At 71.8% G+C, this 14799-nt stretch carries 14 protein-coding genes; 7 read left to right on the top strand and 7 right to left on the bottom strand.

The window, feature by feature from the left end; all coding sequences use genetic code 11:
- The first annotated feature begins 96 nt into the window (after positions 1-96).
- The 3 genes from ACIF83_RS05935 to ACIF83_RS05945 all read left to right on the top strand — a co-directional run bounded on the left by ACIF83_RS05935 (position 97) and on the right by ACIF83_RS05945 (position 2821).
- Entirely contained in the window at positions 97-1080 is a 984-nt protein-coding gene (locus tag ACIF83_RS05935) for an aldo/keto reductase (RefSeq protein WP_399723737.1), read from the top strand.
- A gap of 368 nt (positions 1081-1448) precedes the next feature.
- Positions 1449-1820 carry a hypothetical protein gene (locus ACIF83_RS05940; protein WP_399723740.1) on the top strand — a complete coding sequence of 124 codons (372 nt, stop codon included), beginning with the start codon at positions 1449-1451 and terminating at the stop codon, positions 1818-1820.
- A gap of 248 nt (positions 1821-2068) precedes the next feature.
- A complete protein-coding gene (locus tag ACIF83_RS05945) occupies positions 2069-2821 on the top strand; it encodes an SDR family NAD(P)-dependent oxidoreductase (protein ID WP_398138150.1) in 753 nt (250 codons plus the stop codon).
- A gap of 69 nt (positions 2822-2890) precedes the next feature.
- Here the strand turns inward: ACIF83_RS05945 and ACIF83_RS05950 are convergent, their stop codons facing one another.
- The 7 genes from ACIF83_RS05950 to ACIF83_RS05980 form a co-directional block, all read right to left on the bottom strand.
- On the bottom strand, positions 2891-3790 hold the full coding sequence (locus tag ACIF83_RS05950; protein ID WP_399723743.1) for a LysR family transcriptional regulator: 900 nt from the start codon (positions 3788-3790) through the stop codon (positions 2891-2893).
- 228 nt (positions 3791-4018) lie between these two features.
- The gene (locus ACIF83_RS05955; protein ID WP_393477052.1) at positions 4019-4888 is read right to left on the bottom strand and encodes a carbohydrate ABC transporter permease; all 870 of its coding nucleotides are present in this window, start codon (positions 4886-4888) and stop codon (positions 4019-4021) included.
- Positions 4885-5850: a carbohydrate ABC transporter permease gene (locus ACIF83_RS05960; protein WP_398138152.1), complete on the bottom strand. Its 966-nt coding sequence runs from the start codon at positions 5848-5850 to the stop codon at positions 4885-4887. Before ACIF83_RS05960 ends, ACIF83_RS05955 begins: the two co-directional genes overlap by 4 nt.
- Entirely contained in the window at positions 5844-7196 is a 1353-nt protein-coding gene (locus ACIF83_RS05965; protein ID WP_398138153.1) for an ABC transporter substrate-binding protein, read from the bottom strand. Before ACIF83_RS05965 ends, ACIF83_RS05960 begins: the two co-directional genes overlap by 7 nt.
- The gene (locus ACIF83_RS05970) at positions 7193-8179 is read right to left on the bottom strand and encodes a GNAT family N-acetyltransferase (protein ID WP_399723748.1); all 987 of its coding nucleotides are present in this window, start codon (positions 8177-8179) and stop codon (positions 7193-7195) included. Before ACIF83_RS05970 ends, ACIF83_RS05965 begins: the two co-directional genes overlap by 4 nt.
- 75 nt (positions 8180-8254) lie before the next feature.
- Positions 8255-9451 carry an exo-beta-N-acetylmuramidase NamZ domain-containing protein gene (locus ACIF83_RS05975; protein WP_399723750.1) on the bottom strand — a complete coding sequence of 399 codons (1197 nt, stop codon included), beginning with the start codon at positions 9449-9451 and terminating at the stop codon, positions 8255-8257.
- Between the two features lie 200 nt (positions 9452-9651).
- Entirely contained in the window at positions 9652-10416 is a 765-nt protein-coding gene (locus tag ACIF83_RS05980; protein ID WP_393477039.1) for an IclR family transcriptional regulator, read from the bottom strand.
- A 129-nt stretch (positions 10417-10545) separates the two neighbouring features.
- On the opposite strand from ACIF83_RS05980, the gene ACIF83_RS05985 reads away from it, so the two are divergent.
- Genes ACIF83_RS05985 through ACIF83_RS06000 form a run of 4 tightly spaced genes read left to right on the top strand, consistent with a single transcriptional unit; the run spans position 10546 to position 14691 of the window.
- A complete protein-coding gene (locus ACIF83_RS05985; RefSeq protein ID WP_399723755.1) occupies positions 10546-11994 on the top strand; it encodes an MmgE/PrpD family protein in 1449 nt (482 codons plus the stop codon).
- Between the two features lie 11 nt (positions 11995-12005).
- Positions 12006-12878: an oxaloacetate decarboxylase gene (locus tag ACIF83_RS05990; protein WP_399723758.1), complete on the top strand. Its 873-nt coding sequence runs from the start codon at positions 12006-12008 to the stop codon at positions 12876-12878.
- Positions 12879-12928: 50 nt separating this feature from the next.
- Entirely contained in the window at positions 12929-14185 is a 1257-nt protein-coding gene (locus ACIF83_RS05995) for an aconitase/3-isopropylmalate dehydratase large subunit family protein (RefSeq protein WP_399723761.1), read from the top strand.
- The gene (locus ACIF83_RS06000; RefSeq protein WP_393477028.1) at positions 14182-14691 is read left to right on the top strand and encodes a 3-isopropylmalate dehydratase; all 510 of its coding nucleotides are present in this window, start codon (positions 14182-14184) and stop codon (positions 14689-14691) included. Before ACIF83_RS05995 ends, ACIF83_RS06000 begins: the two co-directional genes overlap by 4 nt.
- Positions 14692-14799: the final 108 nt, after the last annotated feature.

Raw genomic sequence — 14799 nt, forward strand, 5'->3', positions numbered from 1 at the left:
CCACCCTAGCAAGTAACTATCTAGTTATTGACATGGGTGGCCCATGGGCTTACGGTCATGTATCTATCCAGTTAGTTACGAAATGAAGGAGTCACCGTGGAACAGCGTGCACTGGGCAGTCAGGGTCTGACCGCCGGAGCCCAAGGGCTCGGCTGCATGGGCATGAGCGCCTTCTACGGCGCCACCGACGAGGCCGAGTCGCTGGCCACCATCGACCGCGCGCTCGAGTTGGGCGTCACTCTGCTGGACACCGCCGAGAGCTACGGTCCGTTCGTCAACGAGCAGCTCGTCGGCAAGGCGCTGGCCGGGCGCCGGGACGCCGCCGTCCTCGCCACCAAGACAGGCGTCGAGATCACCGACGACGGCCGCGCCCTCGGCCTGAACGGCCGGCCCGAGTACGTCCGCAGGGCCCTCGAACGCTCGCTGCGGCACCTGGGCACCGACCATGTCGACCTGTACTACCTGCACCGCATCGACCCGGACGTGCCGATCGAGGAGACCGTCGGCGCACTGGCCGAGCTGGTCGCCGAGGGCAAGATCCGCCACATCGGCGTGAGCGAGGCGTCCGCGCGGACGATCCGGCGCGCCCACGCCGTGCACCCGCTCACCGCTGTCCAGACCGAGTACTCGCTCTTCGAGCGCGGAATCGAACACAACGAGGTGCTCGACACCCTGCGGGAACTCGGGATCGGCCTGGTCGCGTACTCCCCGCTGGGGCGTGGCTTCCTGTCCGGCGCCATCACCAGCCCCGAAGACTTCGCCGAGGACGACTGGCGCCGTACCGACCCCCGCTTCCAGGGTGAGAACTTCGACCGCAACCTCGACGTGGTGCGCGAGGTCCGCCGCATCGCCGCCGCCAAGGACGTCACGCCTTCCCAGCTGGCGCTCGCCTGGGTCCAGCACCAGGGCGCGATCGCCATCCCGGGCACCAAGCGCCGCCGCTACCTGGAGGAGAACGCCGCCGCGACCGAGGTGACCCTCACCGCCGAGGACATCGCCGCGATCGAGGCGGTCGCCCCGCACGGCGCGGTCACCGGCGACCGCTACGCACCCGAGTTCATGGGGACGCTCGACGGCTGAGCCGCCGACACCCTCGACCCATCCCGTCACGGTGCAGGAGCGCCCCGCACACAGCCCCCCACGCCCGGCGGCGCTCAGCTCAAAGGCGGTTCGCTGCTGCGGAACCTCGCCGCGCACGGGCTGGGTGCGTTCATCCCCGAGGCGGGCGGTGTACGCGGAGTCGCGTTCGCGGTGAACGCGAGGGTGTTGTTCGTGGTGCCGGCGCTGCTGTGGCTGCTTGCCGCGCGCGGCGACAGCCCTGAATTCCGCCGCCCCAGCAGGTTGTTCGTGACCGGTACGGCCGTCTGCGGGGTTGTCCTGGTGGCGAGTGCCGCCCGCCTGCCGGCCCCCGCGTGCCGACCTGAGGTCCTCTGGCCGTCGCTCACCGGGTGGGGTTCGCGGTCGTGATCGGTACGGCCACCCCGGTACAGGCGGTCGCGCTCAGCGTGACCGACGCGCTCACCGGCCGGACCCCCGCCGCGACGGCCTGGTTGCTGTGCGGGGGTGCGGCCGTCGTGCTCTGCGCGACGATGATGCCGGCGACCTCCCTGCAGTTCTGGCTCCTGGATCGGGCCCTCCACCGGCCGCTGGCCCGCACCTGCGTGGCCGTGGCCGCCGTGTGCGTGGGCGTCGGCGCCGCACGCCCGGCACCACTCGTCCTCGGCATCGCCCTCGTCCTCCTCCCAGGTGTCCCCGGGGGGCTTGCCGTGGCATACCGCCTCTCCCACGGAGAGGAATCCGCCGCCGAAAACCGACGCTGAGCGCCGGCGCGTACGTCGTTCCGACCGGTGCAGACGTGGCGCTGCGCAGCGCATGTCGTGACGGACCGGGCGACACGTCGGGTCCCACACTTATCGGGGGCATCGGATTCGCCTATGGCCGATTCGGAATCCGATGAAGTGCCGGGCGCTTTGGAATTCCGTCACCTCACGGACGAGGGGACGGGACGACGGACGCGGTGCCCCCGTACGCCGTTGGCCCACACTTTCCGATATGAAGGACGGCCCTCATGGGTTCTGCAGATCTGACCGGGCGTGTGGCCCTGCTGACCGGAGCGACCAGCGGAATCGGTGCCGCGACGGCGACGCTGCTCGCCGAGCGGGGCGCCCACGTGCTGGTCGCGGGCCGCGACGCGGCCCGTGGCGGGTCGGTGGTCGCCGCCATTCGCTCGCGCGGCGGCAAGGCGGACTTTCTGGCGGCCGACCTGAGGGATGCGCAGTCGGCCCGGCGACTGGCCCACGCGGCCGATGAGCTGGGCGGCGGCCGGGTGGACATCCTCGTCAACAGCGCCGGCCTCTTCCCGTTCGGCCCGACGGCGCAGACAGCACCGAGCGACGTCGACGCCGTGTACGACCTGAACGTGAAAGTGCCGTTCTACCTGGTGGCCGAGCTCGCCCCGGCGATGGCCGAGCGTGGGCAGGGCGCGATCGTCAACGTCAGCACCATGGTCGCCGAGTACGGCGTCGCGGGCATGGCGCTGTACGGGTCGAGCAAGGCGGCGCTGAACCTGCTGACCAAGGCGTGGGCCGCCGAGTTCGGCCCGCGCGGGGTGCGCGTCAACGCCGTGGAGCCCGGTCCGACCCGTACGGAGGGAACGGCCGGCATGGGCGAGGACCTCGACGCCCTGGCCGCGCAGGCCCCCGCCGGACGGCCCGCCACCGCGCAGGAGATCGCCGAGGCGATCGCCTATCTGGCCAGTGACGCGGCCAGCTTCGTGCAGGGCGCGATCCTGCCCGTGGACGGCGGCCGCACGGCCGTCTGACGCGCACCGCCCGCAAGAGGGGGCGCCGGGCCGTCTCCCGCCCGGCGCCCGCTCGGTGCGGGGTCGGACTCAACCGCTGACCGACCGGTCGAGCGCGGCGATGAACCGGCCCAGGTCACGGCGGCGCGAGTCGGCCGGCCACACGGCCCAGGTACGCCTCACCAGCGGATGCCCGATCAGCGGCGACCAGGTCACGTGGTCCGGCAACGGCTGCCGCCAGCCCGGCGGAGCCAGCGCGAACGCCCGCCCGGACGCCACCGCAGCCAGCTTCACGTCCGCGATCAGGGCCTGCCCCTGCGGAGGCTGCGGACCGAGGTCGAGGCCGTGGCCGCGCAGGATCGCGGTCAACTCGTCGTACCAGGCGGGGCTGCCGGCGCGCGGGAACCCGACCCACTGCAGGGCACCGAGCGCGTCGAGCGCGATACCGTCGGGACCGGCCAACTCGGCCGCCTGCTGCGCGGCCACCAGCACACCCAGCTTCTCCCGTGCGACGAGCAGCGCGTCGAACTCGGGCCCCGACGGTCGCTCGCGCAGAAGACCGACGTCGAGCTCACCGGATCGCAGCGCTTCCAGCTGTTCCGCCGAGGACAGGTGCCGGGCCTGTACCCGGGTGTCCGGATGTGCCACGGCCAGCTCCGCCAACGCCGGATCGAGCAGCCCGGCGGGCAACTCCAGCGGAATGCCGATCCGCAGCGCCCCGCCGCCGGGGCCCGAGTACCCGGCCATCACCCGCAGGGCCTGATCGTGCCGGGCAAGCACCGCGCGCGCCTCGCCCAGCAGCGCAGTCCCCGCCTCTGTGGCACGCACCCCGGTGCTGCCGCGCGTCAGCAGCTTCACGCCCAGCTGCCGCTCCAGGCCGCTGACCGTCTGGGACAGGGCCGGCTGACTCAGGTGCAGCCGCCGCGCGGCCGCGGACAGCCCGCCCTCCTCCACCACCGCCACGAACGCCCGCAGTTCCCGCAACTCCATGCCCTCATGCCACCACGCCGTCCGGAGCGTGTCACGCCGTGACCAGCGACGACGACGCGGCGAACGAGACCGGGGCGGCGGATGGCGACCACCTCCCGGCCGAGGAGAGAGAGCCTGCCACCCACCTCCCCGGTGCGGGCGCGCGCCGCTCTGTACCGGGCCCTCGGCCGTTGTACGCGGCGTACACGGCGCCGAAGGCGTCACCCGGGACGCCTGTGCGGGCATGGCCTACTTGAGCCCACTGAGCATGACGCCACGGATGTAGTACTTCTGCAGCAGCAGGAAGAGGATCAGGACCGGCAGGATGCTCAGGACGAGTCCGGCCATGACGATGGGCATCGTGCGGGTCGGGTCGACGTAGTCCTGCAGGAGCTGGATGCCGACGGGCAGGGTCATCACGTCCGGGTCGGCGGTCGAGACGAGCAGCGCCCAGATGTACTCGTTCCAGGCGTCGACGAAGGTCAGCAGCCCGAGCGTGACCAGAACCGGCTTGGTCTGCGGCACGACGATCCGCCACCACACGGCGAATTCGCCGGCCCCGTCGATGCGCGCGGCCTCCAGGACCTCGTCCGGGATCGAGACCATGAACTGGCGCATCAGGAAGATCCCGAAGCCGTTGACCAGGAACGGCATGGCGAGCGCCACGATGCTGACGGTCAGGCCCGCGCCCCCCTGTCCGAACAGGTCGTTGCCGCCCGCGAGCGGCCAGTGCACCAGGATCAGGAAGTGCGGGATGAAGAAGAGGAACGGCGGGAACATCATCGTCGACAACACCAGCCGGAAGATGAAGTTCCGTCCCGGGAAGCGGAGTTTGGCGAGCGCGTAGCCGGCGAGCGACGACGTGAGCAGCACCGATCCGGTGATCACGGCGGTGGCGACGACGCTGTTGCGGAAGAGCACCGGCAGATCGAGCTGGTCGATCGCCGCCCGGTAGTTGGACAGGCCGAACGCCTCGGGCAGGAACCGGTACGGCAGCGTGCCGGACTCGCCGGGCCCCTTGAACGACGTCATCACCATGTCGAGGAACGGCACCACCGTGAGCAGGGCCCCGGTCACGACCACCAGATACGAGAACCACGGGAAACGGCGGCGGTTCATGCGTCCTCCCCCTTGCGCCGGAAGATCCACAACTGCGCCAGGGTGACCACGAGGACCACCACGAACAGCACGAAGGCGGCGGCGCTCGCGGTGCCCCAGTCGCCGTACGAGAAGGCCTGCCGGTACATCTCCAGCGCGGCCACGTTCGTCGCGTCACCCGGCCCGCCCTTGGTCATCACGATGATCAGCGCGAACGACTGCAGGCCGGTGAGGAACTGGGTGATGCAGACGAACAGCAGGGACGGCCGCAGCAGCGGCAGCGTGATCTTCCGGAAGACGGTGACGGGCCCGGCGCCGTCGAGCGCGGCGGCCTCGTAGTACGACTCGGGAATGGACTTCAGCCCGGCGGTCAGAATGAGGATCGCCGAGCCGACCGACGCCCAGGCCTGTACGACCACGACTGAGGGCAGCGCGGTGTCCGGATCCTGGAGGAACGCCACCGAGTCGAGCCCGAGGGCGTTGAGGACGCCGTTGACGAGCCCGCCCGGCTCGTACATGTACTTCCACACGTTGCCGACGGCGACGACGGTCGTGACGATCGGCAGGAAGTACAGCGTGCGCCACAGCCCCTGGAACCGCAGGTTGTCGATACAGGTGGCGACGACGACGGAGCCGGCGAGCGCGAGGGCCACCGTGCCCAGGGCGAACAGCAGCGTGTTGGTGAGGATCGGCGCCAGGAACGTCGAGCCGTCCGCGAAGAGGCCGGTGAAGTTGTCCAGTCCGACCGGATCGATGTCGCCGAGGTCGAACCCGGCCCAGCGGGACGTCGACAGCAGCAGCGCGAAGCCGAGCGGCAGGATCAGGAAGACCGCGAAGAAGAGCAGCGTCGGCGCCAGGAAGAGGTAGGCGACGACGGCCTGGTGGCGCCGGCGTCGGGTGGGACTGCGGCCGTCGACCGCGGGCCCGGCGGAGCGCGGTCCGGGCACTCGCTCGGTCGTCTCCGGCGCCAGGGCGTTCACCATGAGCGGGACACCTCCTGATCGACCTGACGGCGGGTGGTGCGCAGCGCCTCGTCGACCGACTGCTGACCGGTCCACAACGCCTCGATGTTCTTGCGCAGCAGTGACTTGGCCTGCTGCGCGCCCGGCACGTTCGGCTCCGGCACCGCGTACGCCAGCGCGTCCAGGAACGGGCGCAGGTTCGGATCGCCGCCCTCGCCGAGAAGCGTCCGCATGTCGTCGGCACGGCCGGTCAGGGAGCCGACCGACACCTGCAGCGCGCTCATCCGGGTCGCTGTCGCGCCCTTCCCGGCGCTCTTCACACCCACCTTCTCGGTGTTGAGCCAGCGCAGGAACTCCCAGGCCTCGCGAGGGTGTTCACTGGCCGCGTTGACGCCCAGCATGAAGCCGGTGGAGAGCGTGGCGCGCCTGTCGCCCGCCTCGGGGACGGGTACGGGCGCGACGCCGACATCGCGGTAGTCCTTGCCCATCAGGCCCTTCAGGTCCGCGGTCCACCAGCCTGCGCTGACCACCATGGCCACCTGACCGGACGCGAACGCCTTGTAGACGTTGACGCCGGGCGCGCTCGCACCCTTGGCGACGAGGCGGTGCTCCAGGTCGAACACGGCCCGGCCGGCCGGCGAGTCGATGGCGGTGCTCCTGCCGTCCACGGAGACGAATCTTCCGCCGGCGGCGTTGAGCAGGGCGAGCGTCTGGCCGACGGTGGTGGAGTCGTCGTAGGTGGACAGCCCGAACCCCTGGACCAGTGTGTTGCCGTACCGGTCCCGCTCGGCAGTGCGGTAGGCCGTCTCCTCCAGCTCCGGCCAGGTGCGCGGAGGTCCGGCGACACCGGCCTCACGCAGCAGCCGCTTGTTGTAGTAAAGGGCGTACGTCTGCACCTCGGTGGGGTAGCCGTACACCGTGCCGCCCACCGACGCGGCGCCGACCGCGGCCCCGCCGTAGCCGCGCCTGATCTCCTCGGCGTGCTCGGAGGGAGCCGGCCGCAGGACACCGGCCCGGACCAGCTGGCCGTTCCACAGGCAGTACGGGTGGAGGATGTCGGCGCCCTGGCCCGCGGCCTGCCGGACCATGACCGTGGTCAGCAGGTCCGTGAACTCGACGGCCTTCGTCCGCACCTTGACCCGGTCGTGCGTGGCGTTCCACTCGTCGACCGGGCCCTGCAGAGCCTCCTTCAGCTCCCCGCTCGCGTAGTGGGAGAGCAGGGTGAGCACGATCGGATCCCCGGGCCGCCCGGTGCCCTGGTACGGCGCGGCGCATCCGGCGACGAGCAGCGCCGAGGGGAGCGCCAGCGCGAAGTGACGGCGGCTCAGGCCACCTTGGGCCCTGGTGCGGTGTGACGGCGTCGTCATCGTCCGGCCTCCCGGCGCAGCACGCGGAACACCCGGGTCGTGGTGAAGCCGGCCGTGCGGTAAAGGTGGCCCGCCGGGGACCGTTCGCCGGTCCACAGGAACCACGCGGAGTGCGCGCCCCGCGCTCGCATCCGCTCCAGGACCAGGTGGAGCAGGACCTTGCCGAGTCCGGTGCCGCGCATCTCCTCCAGCACACCGAACGGGCCGAACCGCTCGTCCACCGACTCGTACGCGCCGTGCATCGCCCAGCCGGTCAGGCGGCCCGCAGGGTCCCGGGCGACGACGATCCGGTCGAGCGGTGTGCCCGCGGCCAGACACTCCCGGATCGCGCGCGCCCAGTCCGGGTTGAAGTGGTTCCCGGCGAGCGCGACCAGTTCCACCAGGTCGTCGTCGGACGGGGTGGCGAACCGGTGGCCCCGCGCCGTCAGTTCGTCCGCGCGGCACGTGACATCCTCCGGGAAGCGATAGCCGACCAGGCTGCGATCCATGGCCGCCGCCTCGTACAGCGGGTGAAAGCCCAGGGACTCGAGGAGCTCGGCCGCTTCCGGGTACGCCTCGGCGTCCAGGCCCGGGAGGATGTAGTTCGGGGTGTACGAGGAGAAGTCCACCCGGGTACGGCCGTGGCCGTGCAGCCAGTCGAGGGCGTCGGTCAGCAGCCGTCGGCCGTGGCCGCGCCCGCGGGCGGCCGGGTCGACGAAGAAGAACGGGATCCAGCCCTGCTCCGGCTCCAGGTCGGTGCCGCTCATCGGCGTCAGACGGCGCACCGCGTAGGCCGCGCCGACGACACGGTCGCCGTCGACGGCGACCCTGAGCCCCTCCGGATCGAAGTTGGCGTCGAGCAGCACCAGGGAGCGGAAGCGGTCCGGGGTGATCGGGTCGGCCGGCGCGCTCCGGCGCCACGCCTCCACCAGCTGCGGGCCGTCGCCCGCGCGAAAGCCACGAATCCCGGCCCGGGATCTGGTCGTCGTCGTGCGATCGGTCATCGACGGGGTGGTCCTTCCGGGACGGGGTTGTCCTTCCGGGCGGAGCAGCGAGTAGCGGTGGTGGGGTGGGCGGTCTCAGGGGTAGAGCAGCGCGTCGTCGCCGGCCCACCCGGCGGGCGGCGCCGGGGGATCGCACAGCGGCAGCGGGTCGTCGCCCGCGTCGACGGCGTGCCGCAAACGGTCGGACCCCCAGAGCAGGTCGATGAAGTGACGACGGCCGGCTCCCTCCGCGCCGCCGTCCTCGGTGTGCCAGGCGAAATCGTCCGGGTACAGCCGCCGCAACGTGGCGAGCATCGCGACGGCGGTGCGTACGGGAGCGAACAGCTCGCGGTCGGTGATGTGGAGCTGGACCCCGCGCAGCGGCCGTCCGGCGTGTTTGTGGAAGGTCGGTACGTACCGCAGATCACGGAAGTGCACTCCGGGCAGGGCGAGTTCGGCGAGTGAGGGCGCGAACCGCGCGTCGATGTACGGGGCCCCGACGATCTCGAAGGGCTGCGTGGTACCCCGGCCCTCCGAGAGGTTCGTGCCCTCGAACAGGCAGGTGCCGGGGTAGACGGCGGCGGTGGCCGGCGTCGGCATGTTCGGCGAGGGCGCGACCCAGGGCAGGCCGGTGGACTCCGCGTCCATGGCGCGCTGCCAGCCGACCGCCTCGATCACGGTCAGGTCGGCGGTCCTGCCCGCCACTTGGGGCACAGTCAACGCATTGAGATGCCGGGCGAGTTCGCCGCAGGTGAGGCCGTGCCGGACGGGGATCGGGGCGCGCCCCACGAAGCTGGCCCACACCGGGTCGAGCGGCGGGCCCTCGCTGACCAGCCCACCGAGGGGATTCGGCCGGTCCGCGACCACGAACCGTACGCCCGTACGGGCCGCCGAGACCATCAGGTCGAACATGGTCCACACGTAGGTGTAGAACCGGGCCCCGATGTCCTGCAGGTCGTACACCAGGGCGTCGACGCCACTGTCGATCAGGAGTTTGTCGAGACGCTCGCCGCTGCAGCGGTAGGTGTCGTAGACCGGCAGACCGGTGGCGAGGTCCGCCTCGGCATCCTCGCTCTCGCCCGCCTGGCCGGTGCCGTGCAGCCCGTGCTCGGGGCCGAACAGGGCGACCAGGCGCGCGCCGGCCTCGAGCAGCGCGGGCGCGGCCGGGCGCAGGTCGGGAAGGACGCCGGTGTGGTTGGTCACCAGCCCGAACCGGCCGGGCCCGGCGAGTCGGGGCGACGTGTGCAGCCGTGCGATCCCGGTCGTCACCGGGACGCGGTCGTCCGTGCCCATCCTTTGCCCCCGTCTGCCGGTGACATCTCCAAGCGATGGTCGGAAATGTACGTGCATGCCAGGGAATTTTGCTGGATTTACCCACAGTTCGCGCCGACGGCGGCCCTGGCATCCCTTGCGGCGGCCGGAGCGGCGCGGCGGCGTGAGGAGGGCCCGAACGCAGAGCGCCGGCCGGCGATCCTGGTCACGCCGTCACGCCGTCACGCCGTGCCCGGTGCCTCCGCCGCGTCGAACAGCAGCGACAGCCGGGCGCACCGGTCCATCATCACCTCGGCGAAGGCCGTGGCACGCTTCGCCGTCCACCGGTCGGCCGGGCCGGACACCGCCACCGAGGCCGCGACCCGTCCGTCCGTCGTCCGTACGGGTACGGCGACACCTCTGAGCCCGGGGTGGTTGGCCCCCACGGATACTGCGAAACCGTCCACCCGGACAGCCGCGATCGAAGCTTCCACCTCCGCGGGGCGGACCGCGTCGCCCGCGCGGGCCAGGATCGCCGCCACCTCCTGCGCGGGCAGGTGCGCCAGGATCGCGTGCCCGCTGCACCCCCGGTGCAGGGGAGTGGCCGAGCCGAGCCGGGCCGCCCGCCGCAGCTCATAGTCGCTCTCCGCGCCCAGCACCAGCACCGCCTCGTCCCCGGCCCGCAGATGGAGCGTCGCCGTCTCCCCGGACATGTCGGCGAGCGCCCGCAGCACGGGACGGACGCCCGCGAACACGTCCGCGCGCGGCATGACCTCGGCGGCGAGCCCCATCAGCCGCGTACCGACCCGGTAACCCCCGGAGTCCGCCCGGCTGACGTACGCCTCCTCCTGGAGCACTCGCAGCAGCCGGTACGCGGTCGACTTGCTCAGCCCCACGGCGTCCGCCAGTTCCTGCAGCCCGGCGGGGGATCCCGACGCGACCACGGCCTCGACGAGCCGTAGCGCCCGGCGTGCCGTGTCACCGCCCTCGGTCCGTGATGCGGTCATGCTCACATCCTTCAGTATGTGAATTTTCGGATTCATTATTCAGAACCTAAGTCGTGCAGGCCAGTGCTTGACACCGCTGCAGTCGACTGCCACTCTCGTCCACCCTTCGTGGAACTGAGGTTGCACATAATGAAACCGACTGAGGCGATGGTCACCCACCCCGAAGGCCCCACCGACCCGGACGGCCCCACCGGACGCCTGGCCACCTGGCTCGCCCACGTCACCCTCGACGACATCCCCGACCGTGTCCGCACCCGCGCCCGCCACCTCCTGCTCGACGGCATCGCCTGCGCGCTCATCGGCGCCCAGCTGCCCTGGTCGCGCAGGGCCGTGGCAGCCGTCCTGGCCATGGAGGGCACCGGCGACGTCCCCCTCATCGGCTGGGGCCGTACGACCAGCGGACCCGCCGCCGCCCTCCTCAACGGCACCTTCATCCAGGGCTTCGAGCTGGACGACTACTTCGCGCGGGCCCCGCTCCACAGCGCCTCCCTAGTCGTGCCGTCGCTCCTGTCGACCGCCCGGCAGAGCGGCCCGGTCACCGGTGGCCGATTCCTGCTCGGTGCGATCGCCGGCTTCGAGACCGGAACGCGTGTGGGCCTCGCCCTGAACGGACCCGAGATGCTCTCCCGGGGCTGGCACTCCGGTCCGGTGTTCGGCACGCACACGGCGGCGGCCGCGTCCGGCGTGCTGCGCGGCCTGGACGCCGCCGGCTTCGAGGACGCGCTGGGCCTGGCCGCGACCCAGTCCGGCGGGCTGATGGCGGCGCAGTTCGAGGCCATGTCCAAGCGCATGCAGCACGGATTCGCCGCCCGCAACGGCTTCTACGCCGCCGGGCTCGCGGCCGCCGGGTACACCGGCATCGACCGGGTCTTCGAGCGCGAGTACGGCGGCTTCCTCTCGACCTTCGGCGAGGGCCACGATCCCGACGCCTCCCGGATCTTCGCGGGCCTCGGCGAGGTCTGGCACACCGAGGGCATCAGCATCAAGGCGCACGCGGCCAACGGAGCCCTGCACCCGGCTGTCGACGCCGTGCTCGCTCTGGTCCGCGATCACGGGTTCACCGCGTCCGATGTGGTCCGCGTTCATGTGGCCGCCCCACATGCCATCTACCACCACGGCTGGTGGCGGCCCGAGCGTCCGCTGACCACGATCGGCGCGCAGATGTTCCTCGGCTACGCGGTCGCGGTCGCGCTCCTCGACGGGCATGTGCGCCCCGAGCAGTTCGCCCCGTCCCGCATCGACTCCGACGACGTGTGGGAGCTGATCGACCGCGTCGACGCCACGCTGGACGACAGCTTCGACAAGGAGGGACCGGAGGCCCGCTTCTCCACCCGCGTCCGCATCACCCTGCGCGACGGCCGCGAGGTCGAGCGGCTGGTACGGCAGCCGCACGGCGGCCCCGACGACCCGCTCACGAACGAGGAGATCGCCGACAAGTACCGCGCCCTGACCGCACGCGTCATGGACGCCGGCCGCGCGGACGCCGTCGAGGCCGCCGTCCTGGGCTTGGAGGACCTCGACGACATCGCCGCCCTCACCGATCTGCTCGCCGCCCCGGTCCGCGGCGCGCTCGACTGAGAGGGCACGCCATGTCGCTCACCCCAGCCGCACGGCTGCGCGGGCTCCTCGCCGCCGACGGCCTGATCGCCGCCCCCGGCGTCTACGACGGCCTCGGTGCCGCCCTCGTGGCCCGCACCGGCTTCACCGCCGCGTACCTGACCGGCGCCGGAGTCGCCGTCGCCGGGTTCGGACTGCCGGACATCGGCTTGCTCACCCAGACCGAGATGACCGACCGCGCCCGCACGATCGTCACCGCGCTGGGCGACGTGCCGCTGATCGCCGACGCCGATACGGGCTACGGCGCCCCGCTCAACGTCGTACGCACCGTGCGCGAGTACGAGAAGGCCGGTGTGGCAGCGATCCAGCTGGAGGACCAGAAGTTCCCGAAGCGGTGCGGGCACCTGCCCGACAAGGAACTCGTCGACGCGGACGACTTCCTGGTCGTGCTGCGGGCCGCGCTGGAGGCCCGTACCGACCCCGACACGGTGATCGTCGCCCGCACCGACGCCCGCGGGCCGCTCGGCGTCGAGGTGGCGATCGACCGGGCGGGCCGGTACGCGGAGGCCGGGGCGGACGTCCTCTTCGTCGAAGCACCCGAGAGCATGGACGAGATCGAGCGGATCGCCGCGTCCGTCGACGCCCCGCTGCTGATCAACATGGTGCAGGGCGGCCTCACCCCCGACGCTGCTCCCGAGAAGCTCGCCGCCCTCGGCTACCGCATCGCCATCCACCCTGGCGCCCTGCTGGGCCCGTACGTCCTGCACGGACTGGAGGCCCTGACCCGCCTCGGCGGCACGCTGCCCGAGGTCGCATCCGGTCCGCAGGGGCTGTTCGAACTCGTCGGCCTGCGCGAGTGGTTCGCGCTCGGCGAGCGCCACCGCCATGAGGGCAGTGCCCGATGAGCGGCACCACGAACACCGAGCATCGGCAAGAACGACGAGGAGCACGCCCGATGGGCATGACCATGATCGAGAAGATCCTCGCCCGTAAGGCGGGCCTGCAGCGCGTCGGGCCGGGCGACACCGTGGTCTGCGACGTCGACCTGACCGTCATGATCGACCTGCAGTTCGCGACCGGCTGGGTCCGGCCGCTGCGGATCGACGACCCGGACAAGGTGGCGGTCGTCATGGACCACGCCGTCCCCGCCCCCAACGTCCACGACGCCCTCGGCGGCACCCGTGCCCGCGCCTTCGCCCGGGACTTCGGCATCGAGAAGTTCTACGACGTCGGGCGGCACGGCATCTGCCACGAGGTCATCGCCGAGAACGGCCTCGCCCGGCCCGGCGAGATCCTCGCCTGCACGGACTCCCACTCCTGCGCGGCCGGCGCCTACAACACGGCGGCACGCGGGCTCGGCCCCGCCGAGGTGTACGCGATCCTGTGCACCGGCCGGACCTGGTTCCAGGCCGCTCCGACGATCCGCTACGAACTCACCGGCACCAAGCCCGCCGCCGTCTTCGGAAAGGACGTCTTCCTGCACATCGCCGGCACCTACGGCGACGCCACCAACCACAACCTGGAGTACGGCGGCCCTGGCCTCGCCTCGGTCCCGATGAACGACCGGCGCACCATCGCCACCCAGGGCGCCGAGATCTCCGCCGACTTCTCGACCTTCCCGATCGACGACCCGGCCCGGGAGTTCCTCGCCGACCGAGGCGCGCCCCCGGAGTCGTACACCGCCGCCGACCCCGATCCGGACGCGGCCTACGCCGCCGTACGGACCGTGGACCTCTCCGCGCTGGAGCCGTACGTCGCCCGCCCCGGTACCGTCAGCAACAACGCGCTCCCGGTCTCCGCCGTCGAGCGGCGCAAGGTCGACCAGTGCTTCATCGGGTCCTGTGCGAACGGGCAGTTGGAGGATCTGAGGATCGCCGCGGAGGTCGTCCGAGGTCGTCAAGTGGCTCCCGGCGTACGGCTGTTGGTGACTCCGGCCTCGCAACAGGTGTACCGGGAGGCCCTGCGTGCCGGGTACCTCCAGGATCTCGCCGACGCCGGAGCCGTCGTCACCAACTCCACCTGCGGTGCCTGCTTCGGCTACCACATGGGCCTGCTCGCGCCCGGGGAGGTCTGTCTGACCTCCTCCACCCGTAACTTCACCGGCCGTATGGGCAGTCCGGAGGCGTCGATCTACATGGCCTCCCCGGCCACCGTCGCCGCCTCCGCCCTGGCTGGGCACGTCACCGACCCGCGAGGAGTACTCGCCCGATGAACACGCTGATCACCGGCAGGGTGTGGGTCGTGGGCGACTCCGTCACCACCGACGCCATGTACCCGGCCTTCGCCATGAAACTGCCCGTGCCCGAGGCCGCCCGGCACGTCTTCTACGAGCTGCGACCCGGCTGGACCGGCCAGGTGCGGCCCGGCGACCTCGTCGTCGCGGGGCGCAACTTCGGGCTGGGCTCCTCACGCCCCGTGGCCGCACTCTTCCGCGAGCTGGGCGTGGCCGCGCTGGTGGCGGAGGAGTTCAACTCCCTGTTCCTGCGCAACTGCGTGAACCACGGGCTGCCCGCCCTGACCGTCCCCGGCGTCACCGCGGCCTTCACCGACGGCGACACGGCACGGCTGGACTTCGCCGAGGGGTGGGTGGAGAACTCCGCGACCGGCACCCGGCTCCGGGGCAGCGCCCTGCCCCCGCTCGTCCTGGACATCCTCGCGGCCGGCGGCATCCTGCCGAAGCTCGCCCGCGAGGGCTACGTGCCTGTGCCGCAGCGATGAGGCCCGTGCCCGAGCCGGAAGGCCTGTGCCCCAGCGATGAGGCCCGTGCCCGAGCCGGAAGGCCCGTGCCCAAGCGATGACCCGTACCCAAGCCGCAAGGACCGTACC

Source organism: Streptomyces sp. NPDC085866, assembly GCF_044541035.1.
Lineage (GTDB): Bacteria > Actinomycetota > Actinomycetes > Streptomycetales > Streptomycetaceae > Streptomyces.